This is a genomic window from Nocardioides sp. Z22_16, from assembly GCF_058134365.1.
Map to the genome: position 1 here is coordinate 695,242 of NZ_JBYTTI010000002.1, position 13,313 is coordinate 708,554.

Genomic DNA, 13,313 nt, shown 5'->3' on the forward strand with positions numbered 1-13,313 from the left:
CTGCCGGCCGTCCTCAGTCGGTCGTGGCGCCCGCGGCAGCCGCGCTGCCCTCGCCGGACGAGTCGCCCTGGCCCTCGCGCGAGCCCGACGGACGACGGCGCCGGCGACGGGTGCGCGCGGGCCTGTCGTCGGCGGAGCCGCCGGTGGCCTCCGAGACCGGCCCGGTGGTCGCCTTCGCCTCCGTCGCCGGCTCGGCGGCGGCCTCGACCGGCTGGCCGTTGCGGCTGCGCGTGCGGCTGCGGTCCCGCTCGCGGCCGCGGCCGCGCTGACCGCCCTCGCGACCGCTCTCGCGACCACCGTCACGCCCGCCCTCGCGGCGGCCGTCCCGACCTGCCTGGCGAGGGGCGCGCTCGACCGGCGCGGGGTCGACGATGCGGCCCTTGGTGCCCGGCGGGATGCCCTGGTCCTGGTAGAGGTGCTCGGAGGTGGAGTAGGTCTCCTGCGGCGAGTCGAACGGGAGGTCCAGTGCCTTGTTGATCATCTTCCAGCGGTGCAGGTCCGCCCAGTCGACGAAGGTGATCGCGGTGCCGGTGGCACCGGCCCGCCCGGTGCGCCCGATGCGGTGCACGTAGGTCTTGTCGTCCTCGGGACAGGTGTAGTTGATGACGTGCGAGACACCGGCGACGTCGATGCCGCGCGCGGCGACGTCGGTGGCCACCAGGACCCGGATCTTGTTCTCCCGGAACTTGGCCAGCGCCTTCTCCCGGGCCACCTGGGCCATGTCGCCGTGCAGGGGGCTGGCGGCGAAGCCGCGCTCGGCGAGGTCGTCGGCGACCCGCTGTGCCTGACGCTTGGTGCGGGTGAAGACGATGATCTTGTCCGCGTCGTCGGCCTGGAGCACCCGGCCGATGATCTCCGGCTTGTCGAGGTCGTGGGCCTGGTAGATGAACTGGGCGGTGGCCGGGACCATCGTGGTGTCGTACGAGGACTCCGCGCGGATGTTCATCGGGTGCCGCATGTGGGTGCGGGCGAGCGAGACGATGGCGGCCGGCATGGTGGCCGAGAAGAGCATCGTCTGGCGGGTCTCGGGCGTCATCGCCAGCAGGCGCTCCACGTCGGGGAGGAAGCCCAGGTCCAGCATCTCGTCGGCCTCGTCGAGCACCAGCGCGTGCACGTGGGAGAGATCCAGCGCCCGGCGGTTGGCCAGGTCGATCAGCCGGCCGGGCGTGCCCACGACGATGTCGACCCCGGACTCGAGTGCCTCCAGCTGGGTGTCGTAGCCGACGCCGCCGTAGACGGTGAGGACCCGCAGGCCCACGTCCTTGCTGGCGAGGTGGAGGTCGTTGGAGACCTGCAGCGCCAGCTCACGGGTGGGGGCCACGATGAGGGCCTGGGGCTTGCCCTGGGGGAGGTCGGAGTACGCCGGGTCGGACGGCGCGACGCTGCGCTGCAGCACCGGGATGCCGAAGGCCAGCGTCTTGCCGGTGCCGGTGCGGGCCTGTCCGATCAGGTCGGTGCCCATCAGGGCGACCGAGAGGGTCATCTCCTGGATGGCGAAGGGGGTGGTGATGCCGGCGCGCTCGAGCGCGTCGCAGATCCCGGGCAGCACGCCCAGGTCACGGAAGGTGGTCACGTCAATCGCTTTCGTCGCAGTTCGTTGCACCAGCGGCAAACTCGACGTAGCGGCCTGCCGCGCACATGCCGGTGTGCGGCCCTCGACCGCACACCCACGCGCACGTCTGCGTGCGCGGATGGGACCAGTGTATCGGTAGGGTTCACGCATGACTGCATCCCAGGAAGAGGCGCCGGAGCAGGGGCCGTTCGCCGACCCCGACTACCGCGAGGCGGTCGTGGACCTGCTGGGGGCCATCGCCTACGGGGAGCTCTCCGCCTTCGAGCGTCTCGCCGAGGACGCCAAGCTCGCCCCCGACCTCGTCGACAAGGTCGAGATGTCCGCGATGGCGGCCGCCGAGTTCGGCCACCTGGTCGCCCTGCGCGAGCGCCTGGCCGAGCTGGGCGCCGATCCCTACGCGGCCATGGAGCCCTTCCGCCGGGCGATCGACGACTTCCACGCGCACACCGCGCCGTCGGACTGGTACGAAGGACTCATCAAGGCCTACGTCGGCGACGGCCTCGCCGCCGACTTCTACCGGGAGATCGCGGTCTACCTCGACAGCGGGACGCGTGAGCTGATCAACGACTCCCTCGCCGACGCCGGCCACTCCGCCTTCGTCATCGAGCGCGTGCGCGCCGCCATCGTCCGGGACCACCGGCTCGGCGGCCGGCTCGCCCTCTGGGGACGCCGGCTGATGGGGGAGGCGCTGACGCAGGGGCAGCGCGTCGCGGCCGAGCGCGACGCCATGACCGCCCTGCTGGCCGGCGGCATCGACCGTCCCGGGCTCGACCTGGCCGCGATCGGGCGCATGTTCACCCGGCTCACCGAGCGGCACGCCGCCCGGATGGCCGAGCTGGGACTGGACGCCTGAGCGTCGCTCAGCGGAAGCCGACGGTCCCGGTGACGCCGCCGCCGAGCTCCACGTAGGCGATCTGCGAGCCGGGCACGAGCACCCGGCGGCCCTTGGCGTCGGTGAGGGAGACCGGCGAGCCGTCACCGATCGCGGTCCTGACCATCTCCTCCACCTCGTCCTGGGCGAGGTCCACGTCGACCACGATCTCCCGCGGGGCGTGCTGGATGCCGATCTTGACCTCCATGGAGGCCTCCTTCTCGAGTCGTCGGGGAGTCGCGCGAGTGCGCGAGCTCACTGTTCCTTCGGGTAGCCGCTGATCCCGCGCCACCCGAGGGCGGCGACGAGCGCGGCTGCGTCCTTCTGGCTGATGGTGTCGCTCTGGTCGCCGTGGGCGGTGTCGGCCAGCCAGAACCTGGCGCTGACCTGTCCCATGCCCACCAGCGCCACCGCCAGGAGCATGCAGGCGCGCATCGGCAGGCCGGTGTCCTTCTGGATGACCAGGGCGATGCTGGAGGCGGCGTCCTCGGTCACCCGCTCGACACGCTCGCGCACGGCGGCGTCGTTGGTGAGGTCCGACTCGAAGACCAGCCGGAACGCACCGGTGTCGTTGGCGACGTAGGAGTAGAAGGCGGCGATGGCGTCGGCGACGCGCTGCTTGTTGTCCTGCGTCGAGGCCATGGCCTCGCGGATCTTCTCGGTGATGGCGTTGCAGGAGTCGTCCAGCAGCGCCATGTAGAGCTCGAGCTTGCCCGGGAAGTGCTGGTAGAGGACGGGCTTGGAGACTCCCGCGCGCTCGGCGATGTCGTCCATCGCCGCGGCGTGGTAACCGTGGGCCACGAAGACCTCCAGCGCGGAGTCCAGAAGCTGGGCCCGTCGCTCCCGCCGGGGCATGCGAGCACCCCGAGGGCGCCCTTCGGCGTCATACCTGTCAGTGCTCACCGGCTCCTCCGTCTCACGCGGCGCAGCCTATCCCCCCACGCACGTACCCCGGCCGGTCGGTCGGGGTGTCGACGTGTCTACGCCTCCTTGCTACCGACGAGTATCAGCGTCCGGATGCCGGGACCGTCAGGGCTCCACGAGCCACGGAACGGACGATGGGAACAGAGAGACGGGGCCCGGCGTTGAGCCGGTTGCCCGTGCACCCCCGTGACCCGCAGGAGTATGTCGTGTCGTTCCCCGCGCTCGTCGAGCCCGCCGCCGAGCTGACCGTCGACGAGGTGCGCCGCTACAGCCGCCACCTCATCATCCCCGACGTCGGCATGACCGGGCAGAAGCGGCTGAAGAACGCCAAGGTCCTGGTGATCGGGGCCGGCGGCCTCGGCTCCCCGGCCCTGCTCTACCTGGCGGCCGCCGGTGTCGGCACGCTCGGCATCGCCGAGTTCGACGAGGTCGACGAGTCCAACCTCCAGCGCCAGGTCATCCACGGCCAGTCCGACGTGGGTCGGCCGAAGGCGCAGTCCGCCCGGGACTCCGTCAAGGAGGTCAACCCGCTGGTCGAGGTGGTGCTCCACGAGGGACGCCTCGACAACGACAACGTGATGGAGGTCTTCGCCGGCTACGACCTCATCGTCGACGGGACCGACAACTTCGCGACCCGCTACATGGTCAACGACGCCGCCTACTTCCTCAAGATCCCCTACGTGTGGGGCTCGATCTACCGGTTCGACGGGCAGGCGTCGGTCTTCGCGCCCTCCATGGCCGACGACGCGCCGTGCTACCGCTGCCTCTACCCGGAGCCGCCGCCGCCGGGCATGGTCCCCTCGTGCGCCGAGGGTGGCGTGCTCGGTGTCCTGTGCGCCTCGATCGGGTCGATCCAGGTCAACGAGGCGATCAAGCTGCTGACCGGCATCGGGGACCCGCTGGTCGGCAAGCTGATGATCTACGACGCGCTCGAGATGGAGTACCGCAAGCTCAAGGTGCGCAAGGACCCGAACTGCGCGCTCTGCGGCGACTCCCCGACGGTCACGGGCCTCATCGACTACGACGCGTTCTGCGGTGCCGTCTCCGACGAGGCGGCCGACGCGGCCGCCGGGTCCACCATCTCGGTGAGCACCCTGGAGTCCATGCTCAAGGAGCGCGAGGAGGGCAGCCGCGACTTCGTCCTGATCGACGTGCGCGAGCCCAACGAGTACGAGATCAACCGGATCCCCGGCTCGGTGCTGATCCCCAAGGGCGAGTTCCTCAACGGCAAGGCGCTGGAGCAGCTCCCCGCGGACAAGCAGATCGTCCTGCACTGCAAGTCCGGCGTCCGCTCCGCCGAGGCGCTGGCGGTCGTCAAGGGCGCCGGCTACGCCGACGCCGTCCACGTCGGTGGCGGCGTGGTGGCCTGGGTCAACCAGGTCGACCCCAGCCAGCCCTCGTACTGACTTCTCCCACGCCGACGGCGGGGTCCGGCAACGGAGCCCCGCCGTCGGCGTGACCTTTCGGCTCCTCGCGCGTTGAGCCGGGTGTCAGCGACTTCTGTCGTCCCCGGCCCGAAGGGAGCCTGCATGACCCACACCCCCATGAGCCCGACCCTCAGCCCCGAGGGTCTGCCTCGCGTCGGCCGCGCCGGCAGGCGCTTCCGGCAGTCCTGACGCCCATCTCCTCCGTGCCGGTCCCCTGATCGCGCGGAGGCACTGACCCGCTCCCGAGGCGGGACGGCGACCCCGTCGGCGCTGCAGTCGACGGGGTCGTCGGCGTCCGGGGGCGCGAGGACCGGCATGATGGGCGCATGCTCCTCGAGGCCCTCCACCGCGTCGTCCCCCCGGTGGCCCGGGCGGTGTGGAGGCCCGAGGTCGTCGGCCTCGAGCACGTGCCGAGGACGGGCGGGGTGATCCTGGCGAGCAACCACCTCAGCTTCGCCGACTCCGTCGTCATCCCGGTGGTGGTGCCCCGCCGCGTGGTCTTCCTCGCCAAGGCCGAGTACTTCGAGGGCAGCGGCGTGCGCGGGGCCCTGAGCCGGGCGTGGTTCGAGGGCCTCGGGATGCTGCCGGTCGACCGGGACGACTCGCGCGCGGCGCTGGACAGCCTCGACCTCGCGCTCACGGTGCTCGGGCGCGGTGAGGCCTTCGGCATCTACCCCGAGGGCACCCGCAGCCGCGACGGCCGTCTCTACCGCGGCAGGACCGGAGTGGCACACCTGGCCCTGACCGCGGGGGTGCCGGTGGTCCCGGTGGGACTGCAGGGCACCGAGCGCCTCCAGCCCGTGGGTTCCCGGCTCCCGCGCCTGGCGCGGGTGACCGTCCGGTTCGGACCGCCGATGGAGTTCGCGGAGCGGCCGGGCGTCGCGCCGGGGCGGCTCCGTCGCGAGGTCACCGACCAGGTGATGGCTGCCATCGGGGCCCTGAGCGGTCAGGAGCAGGCCGGGGTCTACCACGACCGGGCCAACGTCTCGGGCTGAGTCCCGGGCTGAGTCCCGGGCTGGGTCACGGGGCGCTCGGGCCGTCCTGGTGCCGGACCCCGGAGTGCTCGTGTCGGTGCCGGCTGCTTGGCTGGGGACATGAGCAGCTCGCCGCCACGCACCACCTACCGCCTGGTCCCTCCGGGGCCGGTCGGCGCCGTGCCGGAGCTCGACGAGCACCAGCAGCGGGTGGTGGAGCACCGCGAGGGTCCCCTCCTCGTGCTGGCCGGGCCGGGGACGGGCAAGACGACGACCCTGGTGGAGGCGGTGGTCGATCGCGTGGCGGGGGGCGCCGACCCCGACGGCGTGCTCGCGCTCACCTTCTCCCGCAAGGCGGCCGAGCAGCTCCGCGACCGGATCACCGCGCGGCTGGGCCGCACCACGGCGACCACGCCCTGCTCGACCTTCCACTCCTTCGCCTACGGGCTGGTCCGTCGTTTCGCGCCCGGTCATCTCTACGCCGCCCCGCTGCGCCTGCTGTCGGCTCCCGAGCAGGACGTGGTCCTCGCCGAGCTGCTGGCCGACACCCCGGAGGCCGTGCGCTGGCCGGAGTCCCTCGCGGCGGCCGCCCGGACCAGGGGGTTCGCCAAGGAGGTCCACGCGGTCCTCGCCCGGGCCCGCGAGCGTGGCCTCGACCCCGCCGACCTGGTCGCGCTCGGCCGCGACGAGCGGGCCCCCGAGCTGGTCGCCGCCGGGCTCTTCATGGAGCAGTACCTCGACGTGCTCGGAGACCAGTCGGCGATCGACTACCCCGACCTGATCGCCCGCGCGGTGGTGGAGGCCGAGGCCCACCGTGACGAGCTCCGCGCGCAGTTCTCCCACGTCTTCGTCGACGAGTACCAGGACACCGACCCGAGCCAGGTGGCGCTGCTCCGTGCCCTGGCCGGCGACGGTCGTCGCCTGGTGGTGGTGGGAGACCCCGACCAGTCGATCTACGGCTTCCGCGGCGCCGACGTGCGCGGCATCCTCGACTTCCCCCGGCAGTTCCCGCGCTCCGACGGCCGACCGGCCGACGTGGTCGCGCTCGGCACCACCCGGCGGTTCGGCTCGCGGCTGCTCACCGCGTCGCGCCGGGTCGCCTCCGGCATCAGCACCAGCGGCTCCATCCCCTCGGAGGTCTACGCCGCGTTCCGCGCGCCCGCCTCGGCGCCCCACGAGCTCGGCCCCGGGCGCGTCGAGGTCACCACCTACGACACGGCGCGGGCGGAGACCGAGCACGTCGCCGACCTGCTGCGCCGGGCCCACCTCGAGGACGGCGTGCCGTGGGACGAGATGGCGGTCCTGGTCCGGTCCGGCCGGGCCTCGATCCCGGCCCTGCGACGTTCTCTCTCCGCCTCCGGCGTGCCGGTCGAGGTGGCCAGCGACGAGACGCCCCTGGTCCGCGAGCCCGCCGTGGTGCCGCTGCTGGACGCGCTGCGGGTGGTGGTGGACGCCGAGATCGACGACGTGACCCACCCCGACCACGTCGGTCCCGACCGGGTCGAGGCACTGCTCACCTCGCCCCTGTGCGGCCTCGACGCGACGGCCCTGCGCTCGCTGGCCCGCACCCTGCGCGCCGCGCACCCCGAGCCCGCGCCCTCGCGCGAGCTGCTCCGCCGTGCGGTGCTGGAGCCGGAGTTCCTCGGCGACCTGCCCGCCGGCCCCGCGGGCAAGGACGGCGGGCCCGAGCGCGGCGACGCCCTGCGGGCGGCGGCGCGGCTGGCGCGGCTGATCGCCCGGGCCCGGGCTGCGCTGGAGGCGGGTGAGACGGTCGAGCAGGTGCTCTGGATCCTCTGGGAGGGGACCAGCTGGGGCCGCCGGCTGCGCGCGGCCACGGAGATGGGCGGCCAGGCTGCCCGGATCGCCCACCGCGACCTCGACGCCATCTGTGCCCTCTTCGAGACCGCCGCCACCACCGAGGAGCGGAAGGGGCACACGAGCGCCGGCTCCTTCCTGGCCACCCTCGGCGCCCAGGAGATCCCCGCCGACACGCTGGCCGACCGGGGCGTCCGGGGATCCTCCGTGCGGCTGCTCACCGCGCACCGCTCCAAGGGCCTGGAGTGGCGGCTCGTGGTCGTCGCCCACGTCCAGGAGCGCGGCTGGCCCGACCTGCGCCGCCGCAACTCGCTGCTCCAGGCCGACCGGATCTCCCGCGAGGGCCTGCTGCCCCCGGTCACCACCGCCGCCATGCTGGCCGAGGAGCGCCGCCTCTACTACGTCGCCTGCACCCGGGCACGGCAGCGCCTGGTGGTCACCGCCGTGGCCTCACCCGACGACGACGGCGAGCAGCCCTCCCGGTTCCTGGGCGAGCTGGGCGTCGACGTGGCCCACCGGGTGGGGCGCCCGGCCCGGCCGCTCTCGATGAACGGGCTGGTCGCCGAGCTGCGGCGCACCCTGGCTGATCCCGCCGAGCCGGAGGCGCTGCGTCAGGCGGCCGCGACCCGGCTCGCCGCCCTCGCCGCCACCCAGGTGCGCGGCCGTCCCGTGGCCCCCGCCGCCGACCCGGCCACCTGGTGGGGGCTCCGGGCGCCCAGCCGAGCCGCGGTCCCGCTCCGTGCCGAGGGCACTGCGCTGGTCCTCTCCGCGAGTGCGCTCGAGGGGTTGCTCCGCTGTCCCGCCCAGTGGTTCCTGGCACGCGAGGCGGGCGGCGAGGTCCCGTCGACCGCGAGCCAGGGCTTCGGGCTGGTGGTGCACACCCTCGCCGACCGGATCGCCCGGGGTGAGCTCTCGGCCGACGACGACCTGATGGCCCTCGTCGACGAGGTCTGGGACCGGATGGACTTCCGCACCCCCTGGTCGGGGCCGCGGGAGCGGGCCCAGGTGGCCGAGGCCCTCCAGCGCTTCGTCGCCTGGCACTCACGCCCCGACGCGCGCACCCTGCTCGGCACCGAGACCCGGATCACCGCCGACCTGACCCTGCCCGACGGGGAGGCGATCCGGCTGCACGGCTACGCCGACCGGATCGAGCTCGACCAGGACGGCCGGGTGGTGGTGGTCGACCTGAAGACCGGCAAGTACCCGCCCACCGGCACCGAGGTGAAGGAGCACGCCCAGCTCGGGCTCTACCAGCTCGCCGTGCGCCACGGCGCGGTCGACCACCTCGTCGGCGGCGAGCGGGCCGAAGTGGGCGGGGCCGAGCTGGTGCAGCTGCGGCACGGGACCACGCTGCCCAAGATCCAGCGACAGGAGCCGCAGGAGCCGGACGCGACGGGTGCCACCCTGGTGGAGCGACAGCTGGGGCAGGCCGCCCGCCTGCTCCGCTCCGAGGAGCTGGTGGTCCGGCCCGGCAAGCACTGCGAGCGCTGCCCGTTCACCGCCCTGTGCCCCGACAAGACGGCAGGATCGGTGCTCTCATGAGGCAGATCACCACGCCCGAGCAGCTGCAGCAGGTCATGAGGGCCGACTTCGCCTTCAGCGACCAGCAGTTCGCGGCCGTGACCGCGGAGCTCGAGCCCGCGGTCGTCATCGCCGGGGCCGGCTCGGGCAAGACCACCGTGATGGCGGCCCGGGTGGTGTGGCTGGTCGCCACCGGGCGGGTGGCCCCGCACGAGATCCTCGGACTGACCTTCACCACCAAGGCCACGGCCGAGCTGGCGGTGCGGATCCGTGAGGCGCTCCGCGCGGCCGGGCTGCTGCCCGAGCGACGGCCGCTGGCGACCGAGGAGGAGGTGGAGGAGCCCACGGTGGTCACCTACCACGCCTACGCGGCCAACCTGCTCTCCGAGCACGGCCTCCGGATCGGCCACGAACCCGACGCGCGGTTGATCGCCGACGCCTCGCGCTACCAGCTGGCCGCGCGCGCGGTCCAGCGGCACCGGCGCCCGGTCGTCCACCTCAGCGACTCGCCCAGCCACGTGGTCCAGTGGCTCCTCGCCCTGGACGCGGAGATGAGCGAGCACCTGGTCACCCCCGACCAGGTGCGGGAGCGCGACGCGCGCGAGCGTCAGCTCTTCGCCGAGGGGATGGTGACCGAGCACCGCAAGACCTACCGCGAGCTCAACGAGAAGGCGATCCTGGCGATCGACCGGCGCGCCGAGCTGCTGGAGCTGGTGGAGGAGTACCGCGCGCTCAAGCAGCACCTGGGGCTGATCGACTTCTCCGACCAGATCGCGCTGGCCGCCCGGCTGGCGAGGGAGTGCCCCGAGGTCGGCACCGCCGAGCGGGCCAGGTTCAAGGTCGTCCTCCTCGACGAGTACCAGGACACCTCCGTGGCGCAGGCCCTGATGCTGAGCCGTCTCTTCTCCGGGCCCGACCCCGCCCACGGCCTGGGTCACCCGGTGACGGCCGTGGGGGACCCCAACCAGGCGATCTACGGGTGGCGAGGCGCCTCGGTCTCCAACATCCTGGAGTTCGGCCGCGACTTCCCGGCACGCGACCAGGCCACGCGGACCTACCCGCTCACGGTCAACCGTCGCTCCGACGCGCGGATCCTGCAGACCGCCAACGTGCTGGCCGAGGAGCTGTACGCCGCGCGCCCCGAGCTGCTCCCGTTGGAGGCCAAGCCGGACGCCGCGCCCGGCGAGGTGGTCGCCGTGGTGCACGAGACCTACGACGCGGAGCTCGCCTGGCTCGCCGACGAGGTGATCGCGTGCCACCAGACGATGGCCCGGCCCGCGTGGCGGGAGATCGGGGTGCTGACCCGGAGCAACGCCCATGCCGCCGACGTCTTCGACGCGCTGACCGCCCGCGAGATACCCGTCGAGATCGTCGGTCTCAAGGGACTGCTCCGGCTGCCCGAGGTGGCGGAGGTGGTCGCCACCCTGGCGCTGGTCTCCGACGCCACGGCGAACGCCTCGCTCCTGACCCTGCTGGCCGGTCCGCGCTGGGCGATCGGTCCGCGCGACCTGGCCCTGCTGGGCCGGCGCTCCCACGAGCTGGCCACCGGGCATCGCCCCGGCGGGCCCCCGGAGCTCTCGGTCGAGGAGGAGCTGGCCAGCGCGACCGAGGGCGCCGACCCGACCGAGATCTCGGCGCTGGGGGACGCCCTGGAGGATCCGGGCGACCTCGACTACTCGCCGCAGGCACGCCAGCGGTTCGGGCTGCTCGCCGCCGAGCTGCGGCGCCTGCGCGCCGCGGCGGGGGAGCCGATCCTGGACCTGGTCCGGCGGATCATCGACCTGACGGGGATCGACGTCGAGCTCGCCTCCTCGGTGAGCCCGGCCGCCGCCGCCCGCCGCGACAACCTGGACCTCTTCGTCCAGGCGGTGGCGGAGTTCCAGGCCGTGGACGGCAAGGTGACCCTGGCCGCCCTCATGGCCTGGCTCGAGGCGGAAGACGTCTACGGCCAGGGCCTGGACGTGGCCACGCCCTCGGAGGCCGACTCGGTCAAGCTGCTCACCGTCCACCGGGCCAAGGGGCTGGAGTGGGACGCGGTCTTCCTGGTCGGGGTGACCGACAAGAAGTTCCCCACCAACCAGTCCAGGCCCAGCCACCTGAGCGCGCCGCACGTGCTGCCCAGCGAGCTCCGCGGTGACGCCCGGGACCTCCCGGTGCTCGCCGGCCACACTCCTGAGGACATCAAGGCCCGTCAGGTCGCCGCGAAGCGGCACGAGGCCGAGGAGGAGCTGCGCCTGGGCTACGTCGCCTGGACCCGTGCCCGGCACCGGCTCCTCGTCTCCGGCTGGATCTGGCATCCCCGGCTCAAGGGGGCCTGCGGTCCCTCCGACTACCTGGTCCGGACCCGGGAGGCGATCGCGAGCTGGGACGGCGCCCTCACCGAGTGGCCGGAGCCGCCCGGCAAGGAGCAGACCAGTCCCTACCTGGCGGTGCGCGGCGAGCAGCCCTGGCCGATCTCGCACCACACCGCCGAGGTCGACCGCCGCCGGGAGGCGGCGGCCCGGGTCGCGCAGGCGACCGACCGGATCGTCGCCGGCGCGCCCGACGAGGTCGTGGAGGACGTGCTGGTGCTGGACCGGATCGCCCAGTGGGACGAGGAGATGGGCCGGCTGGTCGCCGAGGCGGAGCGCGAGCGCCGCGACGTGCTCGAGGTGGAGCTGCCGTCGAGCCTGAGTGCGACCTCGCTGGCACGCCTGCAGGCGGACCCGGCGATCTTCGCCGCAGAGCTGGCCCGGCCGATGCCGCGTCAGCCGTCGGCGTCGGCCCGGTTCGGGACCCGGTTCCACGCCTGGGTGGAGTCGCGCTTCGGTCAGCAGGGTCTCCTCGACCCCGACGATCTGCCCGGTCGTCTCGACAGCGGCATAGACGACGCGGAGGACCTGGCGCAGATCATCGAGCGGTTCGAGTCCGGGCCCTTCGGGGACCGGGCGCCTCTCGCCGTGGAGGCCCCGTTCGCCCTGGTGCTGGGCGGGCAGGTGGTGCGGGGGCGCATCGACGCGGTCTTCCGGGAGCCCGACGGCTCGCACCTGCTGGTCGACTGGAAGACCAACCGCGCCCAGACGGCAGACCCCCTCCAGCTCTCGATCTACCGGCAGGCCTGGGTCGAGCTGCACGACCTCGACCCCGGTCAGGTCCGCGCCGTCTTCCACTACGTCCGGACCGGTGAGACGGTCGAGCCGTCCGAGCTCCTCGACCGGGAGGCACTGGAGGAGGTGCTCGCGGCGACCACGGCGGGGTGAGGGCGGGCGCACTATCCTCGCCGGATGGCACCCCGCGACCTCCCGCACGTTGCGCTCTCCGCCCGGGCCCACAACCGTGAGGCGCTGCACCGGACCGACGCCGAGTGGCTCGACCGGGAGTGGCGGGCACCCACCACGCGGGTCCTGGTGCTGCGCGGCGCCCGGGTGCGGATGGCCGGCGGCGGCCTCGAGTGGGTCACCCCGGAGCGGGCCCCCGACGGTGTCCGGATCCTGCTCGGGCGCCGCGACGGGGTGACCCGCTTCGCGGTCCTGGCGGAGCCCCGGCGCGAGGAGGAGGGCTGGGTGGGCGCGCGCGAGCTCGTCGCCGGGCTGGTCCGGGGGCAGGACGCCCCCGAGCAGGTGCCGTGGCTCTTCCACGCGGTGGGGCTGGCGGAGTGGCACCGGGCGACCCGGTTCTGCCCGCGCTGCGGGGGGACCCTCGAGGTGCGCGCGGCGGGCCACGAGCTGCGCTGCACCGGTTGCGAACGTCCGCAGTTCCCGCGCACCGATCCCGCGGTCATCATGGCGGTCAGCCACGGGGCGCCCGGGAGCGAGGACGAGCGCCTCCTGCTCGGCCGCCAGACCAGCTGGCCGGAGGGCCGGTGGTCGACGTTGGCCGGGTTCTGCGAGCCGGGGGAGACCCTCGAGGACGCGGTGCGCCGAGAGGTCCTGGAGGAGGTCGGCGTCCGGGTCGGCGCGGTCTCCTACTTCGGCAGCCAGCCCTGGCCGCTGCCGGCGAGCCTCATGGTGGGCTTCCAGGCGAAGGCGTTGACCACGGAGATCGACGTGGACGGCGCCGAGATCGCGGAGGCGCGCTGGTTCACCCGCGCCGACCTGCGCCGGGGCGTCGACTCGGGTGAGCTCCGGGTCCCGGGCTCGGTCTCCATCTCGTCGTCGCTGCTCGAGGCGTGGTTCGGCGCACCCCTGCCCCCGGGCTGGTAGCCCCCACGGCTCCCCGGACCGTGCGGC

9 protein-coding genes are annotated in these 13,313 nt (G+C 73.6%); 6 read left to right on the forward strand and 3 right to left on the reverse strand.

Features of this window, described 5'->3' with window-relative positions:
• Nucleotides 1-13 precede the first annotated feature (13 nt).
• Entirely contained in the window at nt 14-1,483 is a 1,470-nt protein-coding gene (locus tag AC3X7R_RS07580; RefSeq protein WP_489965137.1) for a DEAD/DEAH box helicase, read from the reverse strand.
• 238 nt (nt 1,484-1,721) lie between these two features.
• Here AC3X7R_RS07580 and AC3X7R_RS07585 point away from each other — a divergent pair, with 238 nt between their 5' ends.
• Nucleotides 1,722-2,426, forward strand: a complete 705-nt coding sequence (locus AC3X7R_RS07585; protein ID WP_489964972.1) for a ferritin-like fold-containing protein — start codon at nt 1,722-1,724, stop codon at nt 2,424-2,426.
• A 7-nt stretch (nt 2,427-2,433) separates the two neighbouring features.
• Here the strand turns inward: AC3X7R_RS07585 and AC3X7R_RS07590 are convergent, their stop codons facing one another.
• Together AC3X7R_RS07590 and AC3X7R_RS07595 are read right to left on the reverse strand one after the other, a co-directional pair.
• A complete protein-coding gene (locus tag AC3X7R_RS07590) occupies nt 2,434-2,652 on the reverse strand; it encodes a DUF3107 domain-containing protein (protein WP_489964973.1) in 219 nt (72 codons plus the stop codon).
• Nucleotides 2,653-2,699: 47 nt separating this feature from the next.
• A complete protein-coding gene (locus tag AC3X7R_RS07595; protein ID WP_489964974.1) occupies nt 2,700-3,299 on the reverse strand; it encodes a TetR/AcrR family transcriptional regulator in 600 nt (199 codons plus the stop codon).
• Between the two features lie 275 nt (nt 3,300-3,574).
• Here AC3X7R_RS07595 and moeZ point away from each other — a divergent pair, with 275 nt between their 5' ends.
• The 5 genes from moeZ (at nt 3,575) to nudC (ending at nt 13,286) form a co-directional block, all read left to right on the forward strand.
• On the forward strand, nt 3,575-4,774 hold the full coding sequence (moeZ, locus tag AC3X7R_RS07600; protein ID WP_489964975.1) for an adenylyltransferase/sulfurtransferase MoeZ: 1,200 nt from the start codon (nt 3,575-3,577) through the stop codon (nt 4,772-4,774).
• 347 nt (nt 4,775-5,121) lie between these two features.
• Entirely contained in the window at nt 5,122-5,790 is a 669-nt protein-coding gene (locus AC3X7R_RS07605) for a lysophospholipid acyltransferase family protein (RefSeq protein WP_489964976.1), read from the forward strand.
• Nucleotides 5,791-5,889: 99 nt separating this feature from the next.
• Nucleotides 5,890-9,126, forward strand: coding sequence for an ATP-dependent helicase (locus AC3X7R_RS07610; protein ID WP_489964977.1), 3,237 nt, complete (start codon nt 5,890-5,892; stop codon nt 9,124-9,126).
• Entirely contained in the window at nt 9,123-12,344 is a 3,222-nt protein-coding gene (locus tag AC3X7R_RS07615; protein WP_489964978.1) for an ATP-dependent helicase, read from the forward strand. The genes AC3X7R_RS07610 and AC3X7R_RS07615 overlap by 4 nt, the downstream gene beginning before the upstream one ends.
• Nucleotides 12,345-12,368: 24 nt before the next feature.
• The gene (gene nudC / locus AC3X7R_RS07620) at nt 12,369-13,286 is read left to right on the forward strand and encodes an NAD(+) diphosphatase (protein ID WP_489964979.1); all 918 of its coding nucleotides are present in this window, start codon (nt 12,369-12,371) and stop codon (nt 13,284-13,286) included.
• Nucleotides 13,287-13,313: the final 27 nt, after the last annotated feature.